The following is a 25,471-nucleotide window of genomic DNA, read 5'->3' on the forward strand; positions in this document are numbered from 1 at the left end:
ATGAGCCTTGACCAGCTGTACCAGCAGATCATCCTGGACCATTCCAAAGCCCGCCACGGCAGCGGGCTCGCCGCCACGGAAGCCCCGGATGGCACGTCCACGGGGCAGTCGCACCAGCTGAACCCGGTGTGCGGTGACGAAGTGACGCTCCGGCTTGCGGTCCAGGAGGGAAAGGTGGCCCAGATTGCATGGGACGGTGCCGGCTGCTCCATCTCCATGGCCTCGGCGTCAGTGCTGTCCGACCTCGCCCAGGGCATGACGGTGGCCGAACTGCATGAGGTCATCGACAGCTTCCGCGAGGTGCTGCGGTCCCGGGGCAAGGTCCATGCCGATCCTGAACTGCTGGGGGACGCCGCGGCGTTCGAGGGAGTGGCCCGCTACGCAGCGCGGGTCAAATGCGCCATGATTTCCTGGGTGGCGGCCGAGGACGCGCTCAACCAGGCGGCCTGAGCCGGACAGCAAACAGCCCGGGCCTTCCCCTCCTGGAGGAGAGAAGGCCCGGGCTGTTTCGTGCGGAAAACGCCTGGCTCAGCCTGGCAGCTCAGCCAAGCAGGCCGAGGACGCCGATCACGGCGGTGGCCAGTCCCAGCACCATGGAGATGCTCACCAGCACCACGTGCACGGTCAGGAACTTCGTTGCCTTGCCGGCGGCATCACGGGCCCGTGGATCCTTCATCACCCGGCGCAGGAACTGCGGCCAGACGGCCAGTGACCAGACGCCGGCGATGATCAGGACCAGCGCGGCGAGGACGGGAAGCTGCATGGGCTAGTGGCTTTCCAGCCAGGCCTGCGCCTGGGCGGCCTGCAGGTTCAGTGCCTTGGCCACCATGGGCTCGGCGGCGTCGGCGATCTTTCCGCCGAGGAACGGTACGGAGGACTTCACGGCGCCCTCCAGTTCAACGCGGGTTCCGCCGCCGTCTGCCACCAGCCGCTGGACGGCGGTCACATCCACTGGGGCGCCGGCGATCTTCAGCGAGATGTTGCTCTGGCGGGAGCCGTCTGCCGCGGGCGCCTCCCAGTTCTCCACCTGGGTCACCTTGAGGTGCTCACCAACGAACTTACGGGCAATCTCGGGCAGCCGGGTGGTGGGAAGGGTGCGCACCGAGGTGGTGTTGAAGGCCCCTGCAATGTCGCCGTCAAGGGTGAAGGACTCCAGGCTGCCGCCCACCAGCTGGCTGACGTGGCGCTGGAAGTCCTCGTTCACCAGCACAGCGGCAACACTGTCAACGGAATGCGGAAGGGTGGTGGTTGCGCTCAGCGCCATGGGTCCTCCTGGGACGTGGGAGATGAATTAAGCCTCCAACATCCTACGGGGTCAGCTCGGCACGGTCCGCATCCGCCAGTTTCTGGGCAGCCGTGGTGATGTTGCGGGCCATGGCCGGGAAGATCAGGCTGTGGAAGGGAAGGACGGCGAGCCAGTACAGCCGGCCGCTGAGTCCTTTGGGAAAGAAAATGGCGCGCTGCCGGTAGCGGCTGCCGCCGCCGTCAGGCGCCACGGACAGCTCCAGCCAGGCCCGTCCCGGCGCCCGCATCTCCGCCCGAAGCCGCAGCAGGCTGCCGTGCTCGATCTTCTCCACGCGCCACCAGTCCACGACTTCCCCCGCAACCAGCGTGTGCGGGTGCCGGCGGCCGCGCAGCAGGCCTGCGCCGCCGGTGAGTTTGTCCAGCCAGCCCCGCACCTGCCAGGCCAGCGGCAGCGAGTACCAGCCGTTGCGGCCGCCGATGCCTTCGATAATGGTCCAGACGTGGGCGGGATCCACGTCGCCGTGGAACGTCCGCTCGTCGATGTACACCTTATGCCCGGCCCAGTCCGGGTCGCTGGGCAGCGGATCGGAGTCGGCGCCGGCATTGGCCCACGTGGTTTCCACCTGGCCGTCCCGCTCCTTGCCCAGTGCCAGGGCCACCGCCGTCCGGTAAGGGGTCAGGCCGCCGTCGGGCTGTGGAATGTACTGGTCGATATCGTGCTCGTTGGACACGGCGTCGTGCTGCAGCGACTGGACCAGGGGCACGGCCATGGAGAGCGGGATGGGGGTGGTGAGGGCCACCCACATGCCTGCCAGTTTTGGTGCGGGCACGGGCAGCGCCAGTACCACCCGGTACGGCAGCCCTGCCTCAGCCGCATACTCCTTCATCATTCCCGCGTAGGTCAGCACCTGCCGGCAGCCGACGTCGAAGGTCCGGTTGATGGCGCCTTCCAGCGACGCAGCGGCCACCAGGTAGTACAGGACATCGCGCACGGCGATGGCCTCGATCCTGTTGCGAACCCAGCTGGGCGCCGGCATCAGCGGCAGCGTTTCGGAGAGGTGCCGGATCATTTCGAAGGACGCGGAACCGGATCCAATGACCACGCCGGCCTGGAACACTACCGCGTCCACCGGGCTGTCCAGGAACACCTTGCCCACCGCCTCGCGGGAGCGCATGTGGGTGGACAGTTCCACATCCTGCGGGTGCAGGCCGCCCAGGTAGACGATCCGGTGGACTCCCGCGGCGGCAGCAGCGTCCGCGGCGGTCCTGGCCATGGCCTTTTCCTTCGCTTCAAACCCGGCCCCTGCCGCCATGGAATGGACCAGATAGTAGAAGATGTCGACGCCGGCCAGGGCTGCGCGGAGGGCTTCGCCGTCGTCAAGGCTGCTTTGCACCACGTCCACTTTGTCCCGCCACGGGACACCGGCGATCTTCTCGGGGGAGCGGACCAGCACCTTCACGGCGTGGCCGGCCTCCAGCAGCCTGGGCACCAGCCGGCCGCCGATGTAGCCGGTGGCACCGGTCACGAGGACGGTCTTCGGTGTTCGCTGGGCACTCATTGCGGTCATGCGGGCTCCTGTTCGTCCCTTGCAATTCGCAGCGGCGGCCGGTGAGGACGGTTGCCGCGGCGAAAAAAGCTTCGGAAAATGGCTCGGCGGTGCCAGCCTAGGCCTATTCCCACCGAGATAGTGCCGCGCCGCCATGTCGTTCCTGCGCGGTAGGCTGGGAGTACCCGGGATTCGCAGCGAATTTCGGGTTTTCGCGTTGCCTGCTTGTTTTCGCTGAACACCACAGGAGCTTCTGCCATGAGTCTTCCCGGCCAGTCCGCCGCCGGCACATCCAGCACGGGCAAGTCCGCCGCGCTCCCGACGCTGGACGGACTCCGCCGCGCCCTGGAACCCGACCAGACGTTCGCCCGCGTCCGGGCCGAGGCAGCCCGGGGCTTTGCCGTCCGCGGCCAGGATTACCAGATCAGTGCCCCCGCGGGCCTGCGCCCGGTGCTGCTGGCAGAGATGGCGGACGGGCTTGCCGCGGCCGCAGCAGGACAGTCCGCTGAGCCGGGCGTCGTGCTTGCCGTCACCGCCACCGGCCGCGAGGCGGAGGACCTGTCCGCAGCCCTGCGCGCTTACCTGCCCGCGGATTCGGTGGCAGAGTTTCCCAGCTGGGAGACCCTTCCGCACGAGCGGCTTTCGCCGCGTTCGGACACCGTGGGCCGCCGGCTGTCCGTGCTGCGCCGCCTGGCACATCCGGAAAGTTCGACGGCGGGCCGGCTGCGCGTCGTCGTCGCGCCCGTCCGCGCCGTGGTCCAGCCCGTCGTGGCCGGCCTTGGCGACCTGGTCCCCGTCACGCTGAAGGTGGGCCAGGACGTTCCGTTCTCCAGCGTGGTCAAGAGCCTCGCGGACGCGGCGTACGCCAGGGTGGACATGGTCACGCACCGCGGTGAGTTCGCTGTCCGCGGCGGCATTATCGACGTCTTCCCGCCCACGGAGGACCATCCCATCCGCGTGGAGTTCTTCGGGGACGAGGTGGACCAGATGCGCTGGTTCGCCGTGGCTGATCAGCGCTCGCTGTCCGCGCCGGGCATCCACCACCCGGCAGAGCTGCACGCCCCGCCCTGCCGTGAAATCCTCATTACGCCGTCCGTGATGTCCCGTGCGGCCACGTTGAAATCCCAGCTCCCGGCCGCAGCCGACATGCTGGAGAAGATCGCCGGCGGCATCGCTGTGGAAGGCATGGAATCGCTGGCCCCGGTCCTGGTGGACGCGATGGTTCCGTTCGTGGACCAGCTGCCGGCCGATTCCATCGCCGTGGTGATCGAGCCGGAGAAGGTGCGCACCCGCGCCCACGACCTCGCTGCCACCAATGAGGAGTTCCTCGAGGCGGCGTGGTCCACCGCGTCCGACGGCGGGGCGGCACCTTTGGACCTCAGCTCCCAGGCGTCCGCAGCGCTTCATTCGGCGAGCTTCCGCTCACTCGCCGAAACCCGCGGCTCCGCCCTGTCGCACGGGGCGTCCTGGTGGTCCATCACGTCACTGGCCCAGGACGCGGAACTGTTGCCCGAGATCGACGTCCTGAACCTGCACGCCCGCGAACCCCGCGGCTACCAGGGCGACGTTGCGGAGATGATGGACTTCATCGGCTCGCATGTCCGGGACCAGTGGCGGATCGTGGTGGCCACCGAAGGCCCGGGGCCCGCACAGCGCCTGGCGGAACTCTTCCACGAAAACGACATCCCCTGCGCCCGGGTGGACAGCCTGGACCACGAGCCGCAGGCGGGCATCATCGAAGTGACCACAGCCGCCGTCGGCCGCGGCTTCGTCCTGGACGGCCTCAAACTTGGCCTGCTCACCGAGGCGGACCTGCTGGGCCGTACCTCTGCCGGGTCCACCAAGGACATGCGGCGGATGCCCTCCAAACGGCGCAACGCCGTCGACCCCCTGCAGCTGGTGGCAGGCGACCATGTGGTCCACGAACAGCACGGCATCGGCCGGTTCGTGGAACTCATCCAGCGCAAGGTCGCCGGCGGCGGCGACGGCGTGCGCGAATACCTGGTGCTGGAATACGCGCCCGCCAAGCGCGGCGCCCCCGGCGACCGCCTGTTCGTGCCCACTGACCAGCTGGACCAGGTGACCCGCTACGTGGGCGGGGACACGCCGGTCCTGAGCAAGATGGGCGGCGCTGACTGGGCCAGCACCAAGTCAAAGGCGCGCAAGGCCGTCAAGGAGATCGCCGGCGAGCTGATCCGGCTGTACTCGGCCCGGATGGCCTCGCGTGGCCACGCCTTCGGCCCCGACACCCCCTGGCAGCGCGAGCTCGAGGAAGCCTTCCCCTACGTGGAGACGCCGGACCAGCTGACCACAATCAACGAGGTCAAGGCGGACATGGAACGCGAAATCCCCATGGACCGCCTGGTGTCCGGCGACGTGGGCTACGGCAAGACCGAGATCGCGGTGCGCGCTGCGTTCAAGGCCGTGCAGGACGGCAAGCAGGTGGCGGTGCTGGTGCCCACCACCCTGCTGGCCCAGCAGCACTACGAGACCTTCACCGAGCGGTTCTCCGGCTTCCCCCTGCGCGTCAAGCCGCTGTCCCGGTTCCAGTCCGCCAAGGAGTCCAAGGAAACCGCCGAGGGCGTCAAGAGCGGCGCCGTGGACGTGGTGATCGGCACCCACCGGCTGCTGTCCAAGGACTTCGAGTTCAAGGACCTCGGTTTGGTGATCGTGGATGAGGAACAGCGGTTCGGCGTGGAACACAAGGAAGCGCTCAAGAAAATGCGCACCAACGTGGACGTCCTGGCCATGAGCGCCACCCCGATCCCGCGCACCCTGGAGATGTCCCTCACCGGCATCCGGGAGACCTCCACCCTGGCCACCCCGCCGGAGGAGCGGCACCCGGTGCTGACCTATGTTGGCCCGTACACGGATAAGCAGACCTCTGCCGCCATCCGCCGCGAGCTGATGCGCGAGGGGCAGGTGTTCCTGGTCCACAACCGGGTGTCCACCATCGAACGGACCGCGGCGAAGATCCGCGAACTCGTGCCCGAGGCCCGGGTGGAGGTGGCGCACGGCAAGATGTCCGAAAGCCGCCTGGAGCAGATTATCGTGGACTTCTGGGAACGGCGCTTCGACGTCCTGGTGTGCACCACCATCATCGAGACCGGCCTGGACATCTCCAACGCCAACACCCTGATCGTGGACGGGGCGGATAAATACGGTCTGTCCCAGCTGCACCAGCTCCGCGGCCGTGTTGGCCGTGGCCGCGAACGTGCCTACGCGTACTTCCTGTACCCCTCCGAGAAACCCCTGGGTGAGGTGGCGCTGGAACGGCTCAAGGCGGTCGCTGCGCACAACGAGCTCGGTGCCGGCATGCAGCTGGCCATGAAGGACCTGGAGATCCGTGGCGCCGGCAACCTGCTGGGCGGTGAACAGTCCGGCCACATCCAGGGGGTGGGCTTCGACCTGTACATCCGCCTGGTGGGCGAGGCCGTGGCGGACTTCCGCGGCGAAGCCGAAGAGAAGGCCGCGGAGATGAAAATCGAGCTGCCGGTCAACGCCCACCTGCCGCACGACTACGTTCCCGGCGAACGGCTGCGCCTGGAGGCCTACCGCAAGCTCGCGGCCGCCCTCACCAACGAGGCCATCGATGAGGTCCAGGCCGAGCTGGTGGACCGCTACGGCGAACTGCCGCTGCCCGCCCGGAACCTGGTGGAGGTGGCACGGTTCCGTGTTTCCGCCCGCGAGGCCGGCCTGTCCGATGTGGCACTGCAGGGCAACTTCATCAAGTTCTCCCCGGCCTCGCTCCCGGAGTCCAAGACCATGCGGCTGAACCGGATGTACCCGGGATCGCAGTCCAAGCCGGCCATGGACGCCATCCTCATTCCCAAGCCCAAGACGGCACGGATCGGCGGCCGGGACCTCCAGGACGCCGAGATCCTGGAATGGGCCAACGGCGTCATCCGGAACATCTTCTCCGACGCCCCGCTGGCGGTGAGTTAGCACTTGATGGGAGGACACCACGCCGCGTCGGGAGCCGCGGCGTGGGTAGCTGTTGCGTCCACCGGCCCGTACACCCTGGGCTGGTACCCGCTGGATCCCGCCGGTATCCTCATTGGCGGCATGGCGACGGCCGGCACCGCGCTGGTGTGCGACTGGGACCACCGGTCCAGCACGGTGGCCCATTCGCTGCCGCCGCTGTCCAACGTGATCGCCCGCGGCATTGAGAATGCCAGCGGCGGCCACCGCCAGGGCACGCACTCCATCCTCGGGGCGGCGTTCTTCGTCTTCCTGGCCGGTCTGGCATCGCAGGTCCACATGGACACAGGGTGGGGCCGCCTGTCCGTCGGCGCCGGGCTGTTGTGCATGTTCCTGATCAACATCGCGGCGAAGGCACTGAAACTCTTTCCCAAGGGCGGCTTCATCTCCAACTGGATCTTCGCGCTGGTAATGGCGGGCCTGGTCACTGCCTACGCGCCGGAACAGTGGACCTGGCTGCCCACGTCGATGCTGATCGGTGTGGTGGTGCACATTGTCGGAGACCTCATCACCACCGGGGGAGTGCCGCTGCTGTGGCCGCTGGTGGTCCGGCCGCCGAAAATGCTGCGCCGCCTGCCCCTGCTGCGGAATGTGTGGCGCGCCAACGGCGCCCTGTCCGTACCCCTCCTGGGCCGGGCCGGCTCCAAGCGGGAATGGCTGGTGCTGATCCCGGTGAGTGCCTATGCCATGGTGGGCATGACCATGGCCGGCTGGGCCATCGCCCAGCACCATTGGGGCCGCGTGGCGGCAGCCGCAGGGGCATGGATCAGGCTCTGGTTCCAGCTGTGAACAGCTGATACGGCAACGGACCCCGGACGATGCGTCCGGGGTCCGTTGCTGTCTTAAGCGTTTGCGGGAAGCTTAGTGCTCGCCGGCGGAGTCCGAGCGGCCAAAGATGGTCTGCGGAAGCCAGAACGCCAGGGCGAAGAGGCCCAGGCAGACTGCCATGGGCCACGGGTTGCCCAGGGTGAGGAAGGACAGCGAGTAGATGGCACCCAGGAACAGGGCGAAGCAGATCACGAACAGGACCACGCTGGTGGCGAGGTTGTTTTCGTTCTGCGGGGTCCGGACGGATTCCTGGTTGGACGCCGTGTCCTTGCTGGACGCGTTGATCTGGCTGGACATGTGTTCCTCCTCGGCCCCGCGGGGCTTTCTCTGTGGCGGCTTCCGGCCAAGGTCAGTAAGCGGCTGAACCCTGTTCACCCTTGACGATGGCAATTCCGGAGCTGGCACCAATTCGTGTTGCACCTGCTGCAATCATAGCCTGCGCATCGGCCAGCGACCGTACGCCGCCGGAGGCCTTGACCCCCACGTCCGGGCCCACGGTCCGGCGCATCAGGGCCACGTCCTCGACGGTGGCGCCCCCGCCGTTGAATCCCGTGGAGGTCTTGACGAAGTCAGCCCCGGCCTCCACGGCGGCCTGGCATGCCAGGACCTTCTGCTCATCCGTCAGGAGGGCTGTTTCGATGATGACTTTCAGGATGGCACCGCCCGCGTGGACGGTCTCGGCCACGGCGGCGATGTCCTCCGTCAGGGCGCCCTTGTCGGCGGCCCTTGCCGCTGCAATGTTGATCACCATGTCCACCTCTTCCGCGCCGTCCAAGACTGCGCCGCGGGCTTCGAACGACTTCACGTCCGTGGGGGTCGCCCCCAGGGGGAAGCCCACCACGGAGCAGGTGAGGACGCCCGAGCCCCTCAGCGCAGTGGTGACGGTCTTGACCCAGATCGGGTTGACGCAGACCGACTTGAACCCGTACTCGGCTGCCTCGGCGCAGACCTTCAGGACGTCAGCTTCCTCGGCCTCGGGCTTGAGCAGCGTGTGGTCGATGTAGGAGGCGATGTTCGCGGGCCCGGCCGGGTGGGCGGTGCCTGCGTGAACGGTGGCTTCGTTGCTCATGATGGTCCTCTCGAAGGGCCTTGTGGGCCCGGCGTTGACTCGGTTTCGGGAACCATCTTGTCACAGGGGGCCGCGCCGCAGCAGGCCCCACGCGGAGCGCCGGGAGCGCCCCAGCGGGGCACCGCCGCTCAGGCCGCCTGCAGGGCCGGCGCTTCCGCTGCCGCGGTCAGCAGCTGGCTGGCGCAGGCGCCTGCCGCCGAAGCGGCTGCCACTAGCAGGCCCAGCCGGACGCCGTCGAACGCTGCGGCGTCCCCAATCGCCCAGATTCCCGGAACGGAGGTGCGGTAGTCCCGGCTGATCACGATGCCGCCCCCGGCTGCCGTCTCCAGGCCCGCCCCGGCGGCCAGGCCGTCGCGGGAGACCCGCTCCTCGGCCAGGACCACCAGGTCGCCAGTCATGGTGCTGCCATCCTCGAAGACCACGGCGGAAGCGGCCTGCCGGGCGGGCGCACCGGAAACGGCTGCACCGGAAGCGCCTGCACCTGAAGCGACTGCAGGGATGACGGCAGCCGGGCGGGCAGTGGTGCGGATGGGCCGCACGCCCTTGGCCCGCAGAACCGCCTCGGCCTGCCCGGCAGCGGCCCCGGTGCCCACCAGGATTCCCACGGGGCGGCGCCCCAGCTCCCGGGCCACCTTCTGCACGCCCTTGGCGATGCGCGGCGCGTCGTCGATGGTGGTATAGCTCAGGCACTGCGCGGCACCATCCACCGGGCTGGCCACGGGGGCGGAGCCGGTGGCGATGACCAGCTGGTCATAGGCGAATTCCATGCCGTCAGCCGTTGCCACCGTGCGGTTGACGGGGTCGATGTGGCTGGCAGGCTGGCCAAAGCGTACGGAAACCTGGGGCAGCATGGCCAGCTCCAGCAGTTCTCCAGGGGTGTCGTCCCGATTGCTCAGCACGGTGATGGTGCCGGTGAAACGGGCCCGGTCCAGCTGCGCCACCAGGGCCTGGGCAGCGGGGCCGGCGCCGGCAATGACAATGCGGGTTGCGGCGGAGGTGGACGGTGAGGGTGCCGGAGCGGACATGTGCTGGCCCTTTCGCTGGCGGCCGGTAAGCGGCCGGAACTTCGTGATGGAATACAGCGTAGGCCCGCGTTTTTTCCGGGGTGTTTCCCTCCAGTTGCTGGTTATCGTGCCCCTGTTCGCCAGTATTTACCGGCCGGTAACAGAACCCGTGACGCACCTCTCATTCGTCCACCCGCCGACACAAAAGCGCGGACGCTGGGCACTGTGCGGCCGGCCGACCGTAGCTAGACGCGGATCCGGTACCCGCGCTTGACCACGGTTTCAATAAGCTTGCCGTCCGGCAGCGAGGACCGGAGGCGGCTCACGGTCATGTCCAGCGCGTGCACGGAGCCGCGCAGTTCCAGCAGGTCGGACAGCGATTCGCGGGACAGGACAGCGCCGTCGGCGCCGAGCAGGGCGCGCAAGAGCAGCAGGGGGGCGGGCGCCAGCTCCACCTGCTGGCCGTCGATGCGCAGGCTGCGGCCGCGAAGCTCGATGCTGCCGGAGCGCGTCTCCAGCCGGCGCACATGGTTCAGCGCCAGGTGCTCGCACACCAGCCTGATGAGCGCGCCCATCCGGAACCGCTCCGGGATGAGGGGCGTGATCCCGGCGTCCAGCAGCGGCTGGGCCGTCACAGGGCCCACCACAGCGGTGGTGACGTTCAGTTTCAGGCTCTCCACCAGCTGCTTGTAGAGCCCCATCTCATGGGCTGTGCTCCACATAGCGTCCACGGCGGGGGCGCTGGTGAAGGTCAGGACGTCCAGGTTTCCCGTGCAGGCAGCCTCGATCAGCCGGGGGAGCTTATCCTCGCCGTCGGGCTTGACCCAGCGGTAGGGCGTCACGGTCAGGACGGTGGCGCCTGACATCCGCAGGCGCTCCAACTGGCGGACGTCGGTGTATCCGTGCAGCTGCATGGCCACGGTCTTGCCCCGGACGCCTTCCGCCAGCAGCATGTCTACCAGGGTGGAGGTGGTTTCGTCACTGCTGATTCCGACGTCGGCAAGGCCTGCCGCGCGCACGGCACCACGGGCCTTCGGTCCCCGGACGAACATGCGGCAATTGCCCAGCGTTTCCAGCAGTTCGTCACCGATCCCGAACGAATCCGCTGCCTCGCACCACCGGCGCATGCCGTAGGCGGTGGTGGCGATGCAGAGGTCCGGTTTGGCGGCGATGATGGCCCGCGTGTCCTCGATGAGGCGCATGTCCTCCTGGACGGGGGCAATCTTCAGCGCGGGGGCGTGCAGCACTTCGGCGCCACGCCGTTCCAGTGCTTCGATCAGGTCGCGGGACCGCCGGTCCGAAGTGACGCCGATGCGGAATCCCTCCAGCGGCGACCCCGCAGCGTCGGTGGATTCTTCAGCCTGGGTTGGTTCGGCCGGTGCAAGTGCGGTCATGGGGGTTAATCCTTTCATGATCCCAGCAGCGAGGCCGCCAGCCTGTCCAGGTCGGCGGCGGCCCCGGCGTGCTGCTGGTTGGCTTCAGCCACCCGGACCACCTCGCCGATAACCAGCACGGCCGGGTTGCTGCAGCCGGCCGCGGCGGAGGTGATGGTGCCCAGGTCGGCGATCGTGGTGCGCTGGCCGGGCCGGTAGCCGCGTTCCACCACGGCCATGGGCATGTCCGGGCGCATCCCGGCGCGGCGGAGGCCGGCAGCGAGCTGGTGAAGGGTGCCGATCCCCATAAGCACCACAATGGTGCCGCCCAGGCCGGCCAGGTGGTGGTGCTCCTTCTCGGTGAGCGGTGCATGCCCGGAGACCACGGTGAACATGTGGCTGACTTCCCGGTGGGTGACCGGGATGCCTGCAGCGGCGGGCACCGAGATGGCGCTGGTCACGCCGGACACCACCTGGACCTTGATGCCTGCGGCCACGCACGCGGCTACTTCCTCGCCGCCGCGGCCAAAGACGTAGGGGTCCCCGCCCTTGAGGCGGACCACGTTGTTGCCGGCGAGGGCGCTTTCCACCATCAGCTTCTCGATGTCCGACTGGCTGACCTTGTGGTGCCCGGGCTTCTTTCCAACGTCCACGAGCTCCGCGGACGTCAGCAGCGGCAGTTCCTGGTACGGCGCCAGGCGGTCATAAAACACGACGTCGGCATCCCGCAGCGCCTTGACGGCCGCCACGGTGAGCAGGTCGCCGGTGCCCGGGCCGCCACCCACCAGGGTGACATGCCCGGCGGGGCCGGCGGCAGGCTCGGCGGCGACCGGGATTCCTGCCTCCCGGCAGCGGTCCAGGAAAGGGGCCCAGCCAGGCTGGCCGTCGTCGACGGCGGCAACCAGGAAAGGCTGCTCCGGCACCCGGGCGCCTTCGCTGCCATGGCGGAGGCCGCCGTCGTGGGGGCTGGTGCGGCGGTGGACGACGGCGCCCGCGGCCTGGTACCGCCGCACTGCCTGCCGTGCGGCAGTGTCGGTGCCGGTGACCAGGATGTCCCGGCCAGTGAGGTCGATGCTGAGCTGCATGGCTATGCCTCGTTCCCGTTGGGTGCCTGCGTGGTGGAGCGGACCGGGATGGAGGAACCGATCAGGACCTTTCCCTTTTCTTCCGGTGTGGCGGGGCGCATCTGGCCGCGCTCGTCCGGGACGAAGGTGATGGAGTCATCCTTCTGGTCCGGGGCGTTGACGAAGGAGCGGAACCGGCGCAGCCGCTCGGGGTCCTTCAGGGTGTCGGCCCACTCGTCGATATAGGTGTCCACGTGCTTGGCCATGGCGGCCTCAAGGTCGGCCGCGATGCCCAGGGTGTCCTTGACCACCACGTCCTCCACATGCTTGATGCCGCCGACGAGCTCTTCCTGCCAGCGGGCCGTGCGCTGCAGGCGGTCGGCGGTGCGGATGTAGTACATGAAGTAGCGGTCGATGTACTTGATCAGCGTCTCGTCGTCCAGGTCCTTGGCCAGCAGCTGGGCGTGGGCCGGGGTGGCTCCGCCGTTGCCGCCCACGTAGAGGTTCCAGCCGTCCGCCGTGGCGATCACGCCGACGTCCTTGCCGCGGGCCTCGGCGCACTCGCGGGCGCAGCCGGAGACGCCCATCTTGAGCTTGTGCGGGCTCCGCAGGCCGCGGTACCGCAGCTCGAGCTGGATGGCCATGGCGACGGAGTCCTGGACACCGAACCGGCACCAGGTGGACCCGACGCAGGACTTCACGGTGCGCAGGCTCTTGCCGTACGCCTGCCCGGACTCGAAGCCGGCGTCCACCAGTTCCTTCCAGATTTCGGGGAGCTGTTCCAGCCGGGCACCGAACATGTCGATCCGCTGGCCGCCGGTGATCTTGGTGTAGAGGTTGTACTTCTCGGCGACGGCCGCGATCACGCCGAGCTTCCTGGGGGTGATTTCACCGCCGGCGATGCGCGGGACAACCGAGTAGGTGCCGTCCTTCTGCATGTTGGCCAGGGCGCGGTCGTTGGTGTCCTGCAGCGTGCCGCGGCCCGCATCCAGGACGTAGGCGCTGTTCTGGCTGGCCAGGATGTTGGCGATGGTGGGCTTGCAGATGTCGCAGCCAGCGCCAGTGCCGTACTTGGCCATGATCTCCTCGAAGGAGGCCAATTCCAGGACGCGGATGGCGTCGAACAGTTCCTGGCGGGACAGCTCGATGTGCTCGCACAGGGCCTTGGAGACCTCGACGCCGGACTTGGTGAGTTCGGTTTCCAGCAGTTTCTTCAGCATGGGCACGCAGGAACCGCACTGGGTGCCGGCCCGGGTGCAGCCCTTCAGCTCGCCCAGCTCCTGGACGGGTGCGTTGCCCTCGCAGGCGCCGCAGCCGTTAATGGTGTCCCGGATGGTTCCCGCGGTGACGTTGTTGCAGGAGCACAGGGTGGCGTCGTCGGGGAGCTCGGTTTCCGGAGCGTCGCCGCCGCCCGCCGCGCTGAGGAACGCGCCGGGCTCGGCCGGCAGTTCCCGGCCCAGGAGCGGACGCAGGCTCATGTAGGGGGAGGCGTCGCCCACGAAGATGCCGCCGAGGAGCGTCTTGGCGTCGTCGGTGGTCACGATCTTCTGGTACACGCCCCGCGCGGGGTCGGCGTAGACGATCTCCAGGGCATGTTCGGTCCTGGCGAAGGCGTCGCCGAAACTGGCAACGTCCACGCCGGAGAGTTTCAGCTTGGTGGCGGTGTCGAAGCCGGGGAAGGTGGCGTCCCCGCCGTGCAGCCGGTCGGCCACGATCTCGGCCATGGTGTTGGCGGGGGCCACCAGGCCCAGGCACATGCCGCCGAAGTTGGCTACTTCGCCGATGGCCCAGATGCCAGGTACTTCGGTGGCGCAGTAGTCGTTGATGACCACGCCGCCGCGGGGGCCCAGGCTGAAGACCTGCTCTTCGCCCTCGGCGGCCCGGAAAAGTTCATCGCGGGGCTTGACGCCGATGGCGACAATCACCAGGTCGGCCGGAATGATGCGTTCGTCGGCCATGAGCACCCCGGTGACCTGGCCGTCGTCGTCCGCCAAAATCTCTGAAGGGAACACGCCGCCGTGGACTTCGAAGCCCTTCGCCTCGATGAGGCGGCCCAGGGCCTGGCCGGCGCCCTCGTCCAGCTGGGTGTTCATCAGCCAGGGTGCCCCGTTGATGACGACCGGCGTGGCGCCGAGCTGCTCGGTGCCCGCTGCAGACTCCAGGCCCAGGAGTCCGCCGCCGATGGTCACGGCGTTGACCTTGCGGCCAAGCTTTTCCGTGAGCTCCGCAATGGCCTTGTTGATGGCCCACACGTCCTCGAGGGTGCGGTACACGTGGGCGTGCTGTGCGCCGGGAATGGGCAGTCGCATGGCATCGGAGCCTGTGGCCACCACCAGCTGGTCATATTCATAGCTGTGGCCGGCGGCGGTTTCCACACTCTTTGCTTCCGCATTGATCCGGAGCACGCGTTCACCGGTCTTCAGGACCAGTGAACCGTGGTCCCACATTGACGCCGTGCCCAGGGTAAGGTCCACGCCGGTATCGGTGAGGGCCTTGGAGAGCGCCACCCGGTCGTAGGGGAGGTGTGCCTCCTCGGTGAGGACCGTGACATGCCAGCCATCGAGGCCGCGGGCATGCATGGCGTCCGCAAAACGGTGGGCCGCGGGGCCGCCGCCGGCGACGACGATGCGGCGCGGAGTCTCTGTGCTTGAAGTCTGTTCGGTCACTGTGGGCCTTTCGCATGGGCCGCAGACGGTGCTCTGCAGCTTGTGCTTCCAGCCTAGGGAGGGGCAGTTTCGCCTCAGTTTCCCAATTGTTTCGTCAACTTAACTTCTGCATCACGAACGCATTTCCGGCTGCGTTAGGTCTCTTTTACGCGCCGGACACATTGACCGCACCCGGTTGAAACACCCGGACCATAGCGTGGGACACGGCTGCAAAAGCTGCCATTGCAAGGGACAACAGGCAACGGGAAAGGAGCCGGACATGACGGCAACACTGGAACTTGGGGCGCTCGCCGCCGAATCAGACATCGCCGGGTTCGGGACCGGCTGGCACCGTGTCTGCACCGTGGATGACCTCGAACCCGCGTGGGGTGAGGCAGCCCTGGTGGCAGGCCGCCAGGTGGCGCTTTTCCGCACCGGCCCCAGCGAAGTCTTCGCCGTGGCGCACGAGGATCCGGCCACCGGAGCCCACGTCATGGCCCGCGGCATCCTCGGTTCCAAGGGAATCCGCCCGACTATCGCCTCACCGCTGCACAAGGAGGTCTATGACCTCGAGACCGGTGAGTGCTTCACCACCCCTGGCCTGCGGCTGGCCGCGTTCAGCACCCGCGTCAGGGACGGCTTCGTCGAGGTGGAGCTCTAAGACCTTCCACACCTTCAAAGGGGCGCCTGCCGGCGCCCCTTTGCGGGTTTAAAGTCCCAGCGCCTCACTCACGTCGTGGAGGACTTCGTCCAGGGAGGCGCGCGCAGCCTGGCGTGCCGCCGGCAGCTCAGCGGCGGAGCCCACCTGGTGGATGACCTCCAGGTAGCACTTGAGCTTGGGCTCGGTGCCGCTGGGCCGGATGATCACGCGGGTCAAATTACGGGTGACGTAGAGCAGGCCCTCCGTGGGCGGCAGCTGCGCGCTGCCTTCGGCCAGGTCCGTGAATACCTCCACCGCTGACTGCAAGAACGATTCCGGCGGCGAAACCCGGAGGCGGTTCATCATGGCATCCAGCAGTCCCAGGTCCGCAACCCTGATGCTGAGCTGGTCACTGGCATGCAGGCCGTGCTGAAGGTACAGCTCGTCCAGGGTGTCAAAGACCGTCTTGCCGGCGGCTTTGGCGGTGGCCGCAAGTTCGGCGATCAGGAGCGCGGCGGAAATGCCGTCCTTGTCTTTCACCTGGTCCGGTGCGACGCAGTATCCCAGCGCCTCCTCGTAGCCGTAGACCAGCCCGGGGACCCGGGAGATCCACTTGAATCCGGTCAGCGTTTCTTCGTGGCCCAGTCCTGCGGCGGCGGCGATGCGCGCCAGCAGGCGGGAGGACACAATCGAATTGGCGAACACGCGCCGGCCGTCCGCCTCCGCAACGGAGTCGCCGTCCGCGAGCCGGGCCACCATGTGGGCTCCCAGCAGGGACCCCACTTCGTCGCCCCGGAGCATGCGCCAAGCGCCGGTGTCGGGGTCCTTGGCCGCCACGGCGGCCCTGTCGGCGTCGGGGTCGTTGGCGATGACGAGGTCCGCGTCCAGCCGCGCCGCTGCTTCCAAGGCAAGGTCCAGTGCCCCGGGTTCCTCCGGGTTGGGGAAACTGACGGTGGGGAAATCGGGGTCCGGATCGGCCTGCTCTGCCACCACGGTGACATCCGTGAAACCTGCCGCCTTCAGCACTTCCAAGGCGGTTCCGCCGCCGACGCCGTGCAGCGGGGTCAGGACAATCCGAAGGTCGCGTGCCGGAAACCGCTCCGGCATGGCGAGGGCCGCCGTCGCCTGCTGGTAACCGTCGGCAATGGAGCTGTCCAGGACGGTCCAGCCGCCCTCCGCGAGTGCTATCGATTCCAGTGGCCCCACGGCACTAATGCGCGCGGCGATTTCGGCATCGTACGGCGCCACGATCTGGGCGCCGTCGCCGTCCGCCGTTACGGCGTGCCGCCCCAGGTACACCTTGTAGCCGTTGTCCTGCGGCGGATTGTGGCTGGCAGTGACCATGACGCCGCCGTCGCACTCCAGGGCGCGGACAGCGTAGGCCAGCACGGGAGTAGGGAGGGCTGCCGGCAGCAGGAACGTCTCGATGCCGGCCGCGGTGAAGATCGCGGCGGTTTCCGCCGCGAAGACGTCCGAGTTGTGCCGGGCGTCATAGCCGACGACGGCGCGCGGCCGGCCGCCGTCTCCCGCCTTGCTCACGGCGTCCACGAGAAAGGCTGCGAGTCCCGCGGCGGCGCGGCGGACCACCACCCGGTTCATCCGGTTTGGCCCGGGACCCAGCGCGGCCCGCAGGCCCGCCGTGCCGAACTGCAGCGTGCCGCGAAAGCTGTCTTCCAGTTCCTGCCGGGCCACGGGGTCGCCATCCCCAACGAGGCGGACAAGCTCAAGGAGCGACGCCTTCGTTACGGGATCGGGGTCCTGGGCAGCCCATTCGCGGGCCTCGGTGAGCAGGCGAAGATCGGCATCGGAAGACGTCATGGGCCTAACGCTATCGTCATTGCCCATCCACGTGGCGCACCCCGGACGCCTTACCCGCTAGAGCCGGGCAATGATGTCAGCCAGCAGCCTGGAAATGCGCGGGCCCGCTGCCTGGCCGGATTCGATGACTTCCTGGTGGCTGAGGGGCTGTGGGCTGATCCCCGCCGCAAGGTTGGTGACCAGCGAAATGCCAAACACTTCCATGCCGGCATGCCGCCCTGCGATGGCCTCCAGCGCCGTCGACATGCCAATGAGGTCTGCGCCGATCCGCTTGGCGTACTGCACCTCTGCCGGCGTTTCGTAGTGGGGGCCGGGGAACTGTGCGTAAACGCCCTCGTCCAGGGTGGGGTCCACTTCCCGGGCCAGCCCGCGGATCCGCGGCGAGTACAGGTCGGTCAGGTCCACGAAGGTGGCGCCTTCCAGCGGCGACGCGGCGGTGAGGTTGATGTGGTCCCGGATCAGTACGGGTGTGCCCGGGGCCCAGTCCTCGTTGAGGCCGCCGCAGCCGTTGGTCAGGACCAGCGTGCTGCACCCGGCGGCCGCAGCGGTCCGGATGCCGTGCACCACGGCGCGGACGCCCTTGCCCTCGTAGTAGTGCGTGCGGGCGCCCAGGACGAGGGCGCGTTTGCCCCCTTTGGTGAGCACGGAGCGGATGGTGCCGACGTGGCCCTCCACGGCGGGGGCGTGGAAGCCGGGAACCTCCTCGGCGGACAGGGTGGCCGTGGTCTCGCCGATCAGGTCTGCAGCCTCGCCCCACCCGGAGCCGAGAACCAGTGCGGTGTCATGGCGGTCCACCCCGGTTTCTTCCGCAATGTAGTCCGCGGCGGCGCGGGCGGCGGCGAACGGGTCCGTGTTCAGGAAGTCTGTTGTACTCACCAGTACAAGTTATCCTGCCACCCATGTTGGCCCGGTCACGGCAGGCCCGGAAAGCACCCTGGTTTCTTGGTGGTCGGGCCCTGGATGGGAGAGAATGGATGACTGTGACTACGCATCCAGATTTCAGTTCCCCCCGGATCGCAATCCTGGGAGGTGGTCCCGGCGGATACGAAGCTGCCATGGTGGCCGCCTCGCTGGGCGCGACGGTTACCGTCATCGAACGTGCCGGGCTCGGTGGATCCGCGGTGCTGACCGACGTAGTCCCGTCCAAGACCCTCATTGCCACGGCTGACCTGATGACCCGTGTTGCGGAGGCCGGCGAGCTGGGAGTGAAGTTCGACGTCGACGGCGGTGACTTCCTGCCGGTCATGCGCGCCGACCTCAAGCACATCAACGACCGTCTCCTTAACCTGGCCCGCAACCAGTCCCGTGACATCCGGGACGGCCTGGAAAAGCAGGGCGTCCGCATCATCGAAGGCTCCGGCCGGCTCCTGGACAGCCACACCATTGAGGTCGTGACGGTGGACGGCGCCGAAACTGTCGAGGCGGACACCATCCTGCTGGCTGTAGGCGCGCACCCCCGCGAGCTGGAAACGGCCCGCCCCGACGGTGAGCGCATCCTGAACTGGACCCAGATCTACAACCTGGACGAACTGCCCGAGGAACTCATCGTGGTGGGCTCCGGCGTCACCGGTGCAGAGTTCGCGTCGGCCTACAACGGCCTGGGTTCCAAGGTCACCCTGGTCTCCAGCCGTGACCGCGTGCTGCCGGGTTCTGACGTTGACGCCGCTGTGGTCCTGGAAGAAGTCTTTGAACGCCGCGGCGTCCGGGTCCTGTCCCGCTCCCGTGCCCAGACCGTGGAACGCACCGACGACGGCGTGGTGGTGACGCTCTCTGACGGCACCAAGGTGACCGGCAGCCATTGCCTCCTGTGCCTTGGCTCCATCCCCAACACCGCCGGCGTCGGCCTGGAGGAAGCCGGCGTGGCAGTCAGTGACAGCGGGCACATTAAGGTCGACGGCGTCTCCCGCACCACCGCCCCGAACATCTACGCCGCCGGAGACTGCACGGGTGTGCTGCCGCTGGCTTCCGTCGCTGCCATGCAGGGCCGCATCGCAGTGGCGCACTTCATGGGCGACGGTGTCACCCCGCTCAAGCTCCACCAGGTGGCGTCCAACATTTTCACTTCGCCCGAAATCGCGAATGTCGGCGTCTCCGAGGCCGAGATCGAGTCCGGCAAGTACCAGGCGGATGTCATTAAGCTCTCCCTGCGCAGCAATGCCCGGGCCAAGATGCGCAACGCCAAGGACGGGTTCGTGAAGATCTTCGCCCGGAAGGGCTCCGGGACCGTCATCGGTGGCGTGGTGGTGGGGCCCAACGCCTCGGAGCTGATCTTCCCCATCTCCATCGCTGTCAAGCAGAAGCTGCACGTGGACGACGTCGCCAGCACCTTCACGGTGTACCCGTCGCTCACCGGATCGATCTCCGAGGCAGCCCGCCGCCTGCACGTCCACATGTAAGGGCCGAAGGGCCCGCATCGGGTGGGCAATCCGTTGTTACACTCTGCCCATGATTGGGCTTCCCCTGGCGGGAAACGCGCTGGTGCATGCCGGCATGGTGGGGCTGGGCATTTGCGCAGCTCTCCTGTTTTACGCCTATGAGAAGCGCCGCCGAGGCCTCACAGACCCGCGCTTGTGGCCCATCGCCGGGTTCGCGGTGGCTTTTGGCGCCATCGGTTCCCGAGTGCTCACGTGGGACATCTCCCGGCAGGTTTCCCTGGCCGACTGGTGGGGCAACGGCGACCGGAGCATCCTTGCCGGCCTGGTGGGGGCCTGGTTCGGCGTCCACCTTGGCAAACGGCTGACCGGTTACAAGGAATCGACGGGAGACCTGCTGGCCCCTGCGGTGGCCCTTGCGATGGTCATCGGGCGCGTGGGCTGCCTGCTCACCGAGCTCCCGGGCACCCCCACCGGTGGTAGCTGGGGGATCGTCCTCACCTCTGCCCAGGCTGCGGTGACGGGCGCCCCGGCGGGTATGGCCCTCCATCCGTCCTTCGCCTACGAGATCGTCTTCCACCTGGCCGCTTTTGCCCTGATGTGGCGTTACCGGGACGCCCTGCCCCACCCAGGCGACCTCTTCATCTGCTTCGTCAGCGCGTACGCCGTCTTCAGGTTCTTCGTCGAGTTCGTCCGGGGAAACGAGGTCCTCTGGCTGGGCCTGAGCCGCCCCCAGCTGTTCCTCTTGGCGGTCCTTCCCCTGCTGGCCTGGCGCGTCCGGCGCGTGTTCAGGAAGCCCGTCCGCCCTGCACTGGAAGGAACCGTGGCATGAGCGGAGGTCCGTCCGGCGTTCCAGAGGTTCCGCCCCCACGGCGGCAGGAGAACGCTGAGGACAACGAACCACGGGGCGGGTCCCTGGGGCTGGGGGCCGTGTTTGGCGCCGTGGCGCTGTACGCGGTCTACGTCCTGGGAACCATAGCCCAGGGGCCTTATGCCTGGTCTGCAAGCTTCCTCGCCGTGCCGGCCCCCTTCATCCCCATCGTCCTGTACCTGGCTGTGGCGATCGTGCTCGCAGTACGGCGCCGGACGTCGTTCTGGGGGGCAGGGCTGCTTATCGGCCTGGGCGCTTTTGTCTTGCTCGGCGGCGGCCTCTGCATCAGCTTCCTTGTCCAGGTCCGGGCCTGACATGGACGACGACCAGGAGGTTCCGTCCCCTCCGCTGGAGCCGCACCGGCCGGGGCAGCAGCGGGAACCGCGGCGCGGCTACTTGGGTCCGGGGCTCTCTTTTGGCGCTTTGGCGTTGTACATCCTCTACCTTTGGGCCACGGTCGGCATCGGTGCGCCGAATTCCTGGCCAAACAGCATTTTGGCGGGCCCCGCAGCCTTCGTCCCCATCGCCGTCTATCTGGGACTGGCCATTTTTCTTGCCGTCCGCCCCGGCACCGCGCGGACAGGGGCGGGGATGCTGATTGGGCTGGGCATCTTCTTGTTGCTTGGCGGGGGACTGTGCGTGGGTGCCCTCGCACAGACCGGATTCTAAGAGGGGAGCACTGATCAATGAGGTCGCGAGAGTTGCCAGGTCCCGGCCAGCCGCTTCGCGGTGACCGGATCCACCGCTATGTAACGGCATTCTGCCCGCGTTGCCACGGGACCAACCCTCCACTGAGCCAAGTCCGGCGACTGTCCGGGGCGCTGCTGATCCGCGACGGGCGGGTGTGGCTTGAACGCGGCTGCCCGGACCACGGTTTGGTCCGCACGCTCTACGACGAATCAGCGGAGATCCTGCGCTACCTGGAGAAATGGCAGGCGCCTCCCAAACAGCACGTTCCGGACCGGCCGGACAACTTCCGTCCCATACCGGAGGCGTACGCCTACGGGCTTCCCGCAATGCAGACCCAGCACACGTGCATCCTGCTCCAGGACATTATCGAGCACTGCAACCTGCGGTGCCCCACGTGTTTCACGGCCTCCGGACCGCAACTGCAGGGGGTGGCACCGCTGGAGGAGGTGCTGGCCAACATTGATACCCGCCTGGCACGCGAGAACAACCGCCTTGACGTGCTGATGCTCTCCGGCGGTGAACCGACGCTGTACCCGTACCTGGCCGAACTGCTGGACGAACTCGTTGCCCGGCCGATCGTAAGGATCATGGTCAACAGCAACGGCATGCTGATAGCCACCGACGACGACCTGCTTGCCCTGCTGGCCCGGCACCGGGACCGGGTGGAGGTGTACCTCCAATACGATGGCTCTTCCAGGGCATCATCGGTTTACCACCGCGGCGGCGACCTGACCCGCTACAAGGATGCGGCCATCTCCCGCCTGTCAGGAGCCGGCATTTTCACCACGCTGACCATGACCGCATCCCTTGGCGTCAACGACGGTGAGATCGGCGATGTGGTGATGCGGGCACTGGAGACCCCGTTTGTGGGCGGCGTGGCGTTGCAGCCCGTTTTCGGCTCCGGCCGTGGCCACGGCATCGATCCTATGGACCGCCTGACGCATACCGGCGTCCTGGACAGGCTGGAATCACAAACCGGTGGCGTGGTCTCCTGGCACGACCTCACGGCACTGCCCTGCTCCCATCCACACTGCGCATCGGTGGGCTACATGCTCAAGGACGACGCCGGCACCTGGCGTTCCCTGACAGCGCTTATCGGCCATGACCAGTTGCTCGCCTGGCTGGAACTCAACCCTGGGAGCATCGCCAACCGGATCGCTGACAGCGCTGTCCCGCTGGAGCTGCGGAACCTGATGAAGACCTCGCTCCTGGACCTGTTGAGTGAGCAGTCATCCCAGTCGCACCCGCGGACCATGGACCTTTGGAAGAACATCTGCACGCAGTGTGACCTTGGCATCGGGACGCTGACCACCCTGGCCGCCGGCAAGCTTCCAGGCCAGCAGGAGCGCCTGCGCCGCCTTCTCGCCGAACGGGTCACCCGGATCATGGTCAAGCCGTTTATGGATGTCTCCACCATGATCGAGGAACGGCTTACGCAATGCTGCGTCCACGTTGGAACCAAGGGCGACGACGGCGAGCACCAGTGTGCGCCGTTCTGCGCTGTCCAGGCGTGGCCTTCCCTGGCCCGGCAGCGGATGAGCACGGCAACCGGTGCACGGCTGCTTCCGGTGCGCCAGGTCTAGGGAGGATCCATGGACCCAGCTTCTGATGCCCGGCGCATTGCCGCAGGGCCGACGCCGTCCCAGCTGGCGGGCAAGCACGCGGCAGCACCAGCACCACATTCAACCCCGCAGGATCCCGGCACCACGGCACCCATGGACGAGCCACCTTTTGATCCACTCCGGCTCTGCATTTTCGCCACGATCGCCCTGCTCGGCTGGCTCGCGGGACCGGTTGCCCTGGCCGTCTTCGCCGGGCTCGGGTTCGTGGGTTACTGGAAGGCACGGCGGCGGGGCCTCACGAGGTCTAAATGTTTCCTGCGCGACACGAGGCTTGTACTCGCTTATTTAGGTGCCCTCCTCGCCGCGGGCACTTACGGAATCTACGTGATGGCAGGACAAATTTTCGGGGTGTGACACGTCTTCGGAGTGCAGCCCGGTCCTGGAGCGGGAACGAGCCTAGAACGGATACGGGGCGATGTCCGGGCGCATGGTGAGCCACTGGATCTCGGTGAACGACTCCATGTTGGCGTGGTGGCCGCCGATCCGCGAGCCGTTGCCTGAGTTCTTCATGCCGCCGAATGGGGAGTTCGCCTCGTCGGAGACGGTCTGTTCGTTGATGTGGACTTTCCCGGAATCGAGGCGGTCGGCGATGGTCATGGCCAGCCCGACGTCGCCCAGGATCCCGATGGACAGGCCGTACTCATTGTCGTTGGCCAGCGCCACAGCCTCATCCACGGTGGAGAACTTCACCACCGGGGCCACCGGGCCGAAGATTTCGTCCTTCCAGGCAGGACTGTCCGTGTCCAGGTCAACCAGCACGGCGGGCTGGTAGAACCGGCCATCGTGGGTTCCCCCGGCGGCAAGCCGCGCGCCCGCCTGGACCGCGTCCTGGACGATCCCGTCCACCCGCTGCAGCTGGCGCTCATCAATGACCGGCCCCAGGGCTACGGTGCCGCTTTTCGGATCGCCCACAGGCAGGTGGGCCGCCTTTTCCGACAGGGCGGCGACGTAGTCGTCGTAGATGTCCTCATGCACGATATGGCGTCCGGCGGCCATGCAGATCTGGCCCTGGTGCATGAAGGAGCCGAACGCCGCTGCGGAGGCCGCCTTGGCCAGGTCTGCGCCGGGGAGCACGATGAGCGCGTTGTTGCCGCCCAGTTCAAGGTGCGCGCGCTTGAGCAGCCGGCCGGCCGTCTCGCCGATCTTGCGGCCGGCCGCCGTCGAGCCAGTGAAGGCGATCACGCGGACCTCCGGGGCTTCGACGACGGCGGCTCCGATGTCCGCGCCGCCCGGCAGGAGGGAGAGCAGGCCTTGCGGAAGCCCGGCCTCCTCGAAGATGCGCATCACCGTCACGCCGCCGCAGACCGCTGTCCTCGGGTCCGGCTTGAGCAGCACGGCGTTACCCAATGCCAGGGCGGGTGCCACGGCGCGGATGGAGAGGATCAGCGGGAAGTTGAACGGCGCGATGACGGAGACGACGCCTACCGGACGGCGCCGGGCAAAGGACCACCGGTTTTCATTGGAGGTGAGGACGTCCCCGGCAGGGAGTGAGGGCAGCGCCGAGGCGTCGTAGCATTCGTTTGCTGCGATATGCGTTTCCAGCCCGGCTTTGGGTGGAATCCCGCCTGATTCGCGCACAATCCAGTCCTGGACCTCGGCAGCGTGCTCCTCCCAGAGCTGCCCGGCCCGGCGCAGCACCGCGGCCCGGTCCTCCGGGTTGCGGGCAGCCCATTCCTTTTGCGCCTTCGCGGCGGCGGTTGCGGCTTCGCGGACGTCCGCCACGGAAGCGACGCCATAGCTTCCCAGCTGCCCACCGGTAGCCGGTTCCATGCTGGGGGCGGTCCCACCGCCGCCCGCCCGCCAGCCGTTGAGGTAGATCTTGCCTTCCCAGAGGGCGGAGTCGAGCAGGGACATTGGGGTAGTCCTTTCGTTGTTCCGAACGGCAGGCGTCCGGCCCGGAAAATGGGCGCGCGGGTCAGTTCCGTCCATCACATGCTGTGCGGACGCCGTCGTCAAGGGCATGAACGGGAAATGAGGGCAGCGGTATCCGTGCGGAAGCTTATGCCGCGGCCGGGAGCGTATTCCGGGAGGCCGGGTCCCGCCCGGCCAGCCGTGCGGCCACCAGGTAGGCAACGCCGGCTATCAACGGAACCACGCTGGCGGCGGCAAGCGAGGCCGCGGGCCCCGACCGGCCAAGAACCGTGATCAGCAGCGGCAGCGTGCCAATGGCCAACAGCAGCCAGCCGGCCGGGCTTGACCGTTTCAGTCCCAGGACAGCGGCCGGGAACGCCAGGGCGACGACGCCGATGGCCACCACCGGTCCGTTCGAATCCTGGAGGCTGCGGGCCGTCGCGGGATCGAGGGTGAACCACACGCAGACCGCGACGAGAAGCACGGCCAGCGCCCCCAGGAGGGGAGAGGCCCCGGCCGGCCGGAACCAGGCGAAGGCCGCAAGGACCACCATGGGAGCAAACCAGGACAGGATCATCATCAGCCCGGCCATGCCGCCGGGCTGATCCATGGCGTAGCCGCCGATGAAAGCCACAGCGGCCACGGTGAAGACCGTCGTGGCCACCGCGCCCATCTTCACCAGTGCACGGGCCCGGCGCTGCGGATCCTTCTCCCGGACCAGGAGTACTCCGGCCACTGCGGCGAGCACCACCGCGGCGAACGCCAGAATGAGAGGGAAGGACATGGGTGCCTCCTGCAGCCGGTGGGATCCTGTGACCATTCAAGCCCTGTGGAATCCCGCTGCCAAGGGA

Annotated in this window: 23 protein-coding genes; 10 read left to right on the forward strand and 13 right to left on the reverse strand. The window is 67.8% G+C overall.

The window, feature by feature from the left end:
• Positions 1 to 450 (forward strand): Fe-S cluster assembly sulfur transfer protein SufU, encoded by a 450-nt coding sequence (gene sufU / locus ACR65J_RS01525; RefSeq protein ID WP_440165443.1) that lies wholly within the window; start codon positions 1 to 3, stop codon positions 448 to 450.
• Positions 451 to 541: 91 nt separating this feature from the next.
• Here sufU and ACR65J_RS01530 read toward each other — a convergent pair whose 3' ends face one another.
• Genes ACR65J_RS01530 through ACR65J_RS01540 form a run of 3 tightly spaced genes read right to left on the reverse strand, consistent with a single transcriptional unit; the run spans position 542 to position 2,804 of the window.
• Entirely contained in the window at positions 542 to 763 is a 222-nt protein-coding gene (locus ACR65J_RS01530) for an SCO4848 family membrane protein (protein WP_440165444.1), read from the reverse strand.
• 3 nt (positions 764 to 766) lie between these two features.
• A complete protein-coding gene (locus ACR65J_RS01535; RefSeq protein ID WP_440165447.1) occupies positions 767 to 1,264 on the reverse strand; it encodes a DUF2505 domain-containing protein in 498 nt (165 codons plus the stop codon).
• 43 nt (positions 1,265 to 1,307) lie between these two features.
• Positions 1,308 to 2,804, reverse strand: coding sequence for an SDR family oxidoreductase (locus tag ACR65J_RS01540; protein WP_440165842.1), 1,497 nt, complete (start codon positions 2,802 to 2,804; stop codon positions 1,308 to 1,310).
• 246 nt (positions 2,805 to 3,050) lie between these two features.
• On the opposite strand from ACR65J_RS01540, the gene mfd reads away from it, so the two are divergent.
• Positions 3,051 to 6,737, forward strand: coding sequence for a transcription-repair coupling factor (gene mfd / locus ACR65J_RS01545; RefSeq protein WP_440165449.1), 3,687 nt, complete (start codon positions 3,051 to 3,053; stop codon positions 6,735 to 6,737).
• Between the two features lie 6 nt (positions 6,738 to 6,743).
• Positions 6,744 to 7,562 carry a metal-dependent hydrolase gene (locus ACR65J_RS01550; protein WP_440165450.1) on the forward strand — a complete coding sequence of 273 codons (819 nt, stop codon included), beginning with the start codon at positions 6,744 to 6,746 and terminating at the stop codon, positions 7,560 to 7,562.
• A gap of 72 nt (positions 7,563 to 7,634) precedes the next feature.
• Here ACR65J_RS01550 and ACR65J_RS01555 read toward each other — a convergent pair whose 3' ends face one another.
• From ACR65J_RS01555 to nirB, 6 genes are all read right to left on the reverse strand, one after another.
• Positions 7,635 to 7,898, reverse strand: coding sequence for a hypothetical protein (locus ACR65J_RS01555; protein ID WP_440165452.1), 264 nt, complete (start codon positions 7,896 to 7,898; stop codon positions 7,635 to 7,637).
• 52 nt (positions 7,899 to 7,950) lie between these two features.
• A complete protein-coding gene (deoC, locus tag ACR65J_RS01560) occupies positions 7,951 to 8,670 on the reverse strand; it encodes a deoxyribose-phosphate aldolase (RefSeq protein WP_440165453.1) in 720 nt (239 codons plus the stop codon).
• 128 nt (positions 8,671 to 8,798) lie between these two features.
• On the reverse strand, positions 8,799 to 9,695 hold the full coding sequence (locus tag ACR65J_RS01565; protein WP_440165455.1) for an FAD-dependent oxidoreductase: 897 nt from the start codon (positions 9,693 to 9,695) through the stop codon (positions 8,799 to 8,801).
• Positions 9,696 to 9,919: 224 nt separating this feature from the next.
• Positions 9,920 to 11,068: a uroporphyrinogen-III synthase gene (locus ACR65J_RS01570; protein WP_440165456.1), complete on the reverse strand. Its 1,149-nt coding sequence runs from the start codon at positions 11,066 to 11,068 to the stop codon at positions 9,920 to 9,922.
• A 14-nt stretch (positions 11,069 to 11,082) separates the two neighbouring features.
• On the reverse strand, positions 11,083 to 12,132 hold the full coding sequence (gene cobA, locus ACR65J_RS01575) for a uroporphyrinogen-III C-methyltransferase (protein WP_440165457.1): 1,050 nt from the start codon (positions 12,130 to 12,132) through the stop codon (positions 11,083 to 11,085).
• A gap of 2 nt (positions 12,133 to 12,134) precedes the next feature.
• A complete protein-coding gene (gene nirB, locus ACR65J_RS01580) occupies positions 12,135 to 14,777 on the reverse strand; it encodes a nitrite reductase large subunit NirB (protein ID WP_440165458.1) in 2,643 nt (880 codons plus the stop codon).
• 259 nt (positions 14,778 to 15,036) lie between these two features.
• On the opposite strand from nirB, the gene nirD reads away from it, so the two are divergent.
• A complete protein-coding gene (nirD, locus tag ACR65J_RS01585; RefSeq protein ID WP_440165460.1) occupies positions 15,037 to 15,417 on the forward strand; it encodes a nitrite reductase small subunit NirD in 381 nt (126 codons plus the stop codon).
• Positions 15,418 to 15,465: 48 nt separating this feature from the next.
• Here nirD and ACR65J_RS01590 read toward each other — a convergent pair whose 3' ends face one another.
• Both ACR65J_RS01590 and ACR65J_RS01595 read right to left on the reverse strand, forming a co-directional pair.
• Complete coding sequence (locus ACR65J_RS01590; protein ID WP_440165461.1) at positions 15,466 to 17,214, reverse strand: phospho-sugar mutase; 1,749 nt, start codon at positions 17,212 to 17,214, stop codon at positions 15,466 to 15,468.
• Between the two features lie 57 nt (positions 17,215 to 17,271).
• Complete coding sequence (locus ACR65J_RS01595; protein WP_440165464.1) at positions 17,272 to 18,090, reverse strand: purine-nucleoside phosphorylase; 819 nt, start codon at positions 18,088 to 18,090, stop codon at positions 17,272 to 17,274.
• Between the two features lie 104 nt (positions 18,091 to 18,194).
• On the opposite strand from ACR65J_RS01595, the gene ACR65J_RS01600 reads away from it, so the two are divergent.
• The 6 genes from ACR65J_RS01600 to ACR65J_RS01625 are packed head-to-tail and all read left to right on the forward strand — an operon-like array spanning position 18,195 to position 23,123.
• A complete protein-coding gene (locus ACR65J_RS01600) occupies positions 18,195 to 19,610 on the forward strand; it encodes an NAD(P)H-quinone dehydrogenase (protein ID WP_440165466.1) in 1,416 nt (471 codons plus the stop codon).
• A 49-nt stretch (positions 19,611 to 19,659) separates the two neighbouring features.
• Entirely contained in the window at positions 19,660 to 20,418 is a 759-nt protein-coding gene (locus tag ACR65J_RS01605) for a prolipoprotein diacylglyceryl transferase (RefSeq protein ID WP_440165469.1), read from the forward strand.
• Complete coding sequence (locus tag ACR65J_RS01610) at positions 20,415 to 20,771, forward strand: hypothetical protein (RefSeq protein ID WP_440165470.1); 357 nt, start codon at positions 20,415 to 20,417, stop codon at positions 20,769 to 20,771. Before ACR65J_RS01605 ends, ACR65J_RS01610 begins: the two co-directional genes overlap by 4 nt.
• Before the next feature lies 1 nt (position 20,772).
• A complete protein-coding gene (locus ACR65J_RS01615) occupies positions 20,773 to 21,126 on the forward strand; it encodes a hypothetical protein (RefSeq protein ID WP_440165471.1) in 354 nt (117 codons plus the stop codon).
• A 17-nt stretch (positions 21,127 to 21,143) separates the two neighbouring features.
• The gene (locus tag ACR65J_RS01620; RefSeq protein ID WP_440165472.1) at positions 21,144 to 22,730 is read left to right on the forward strand and encodes a radical SAM protein; all 1,587 of its coding nucleotides are present in this window, start codon (positions 21,144 to 21,146) and stop codon (positions 22,728 to 22,730) included.
• A gap of 9 nt (positions 22,731 to 22,739) precedes the next feature.
• The gene (locus ACR65J_RS01625) at positions 22,740 to 23,123 is read left to right on the forward strand and encodes a hypothetical protein (RefSeq protein WP_440165473.1); all 384 of its coding nucleotides are present in this window, start codon (positions 22,740 to 22,742) and stop codon (positions 23,121 to 23,123) included.
• A gap of 42 nt (positions 23,124 to 23,165) precedes the next feature.
• Here the strand turns inward: ACR65J_RS01625 and ACR65J_RS01630 are convergent, their stop codons facing one another.
• Positions 23,166 to 24,623: a benzaldehyde dehydrogenase gene (locus tag ACR65J_RS01630; RefSeq protein ID WP_440165474.1), complete on the reverse strand. Its 1,458-nt coding sequence runs from the start codon at positions 24,621 to 24,623 to the stop codon at positions 23,166 to 23,168.
• 145 nt (positions 24,624 to 24,768) lie between these two features.
• A complete protein-coding gene (locus tag ACR65J_RS01635; RefSeq protein ID WP_440165476.1) occupies positions 24,769 to 25,404 on the reverse strand; it encodes a hypothetical protein in 636 nt (211 codons plus the stop codon).
• Positions 25,405 to 25,471 lie beyond the last annotated feature (67 nt).

It is taken from the genome of Arthrobacter sp. SAFR-044, from assembly GCF_059414985.1.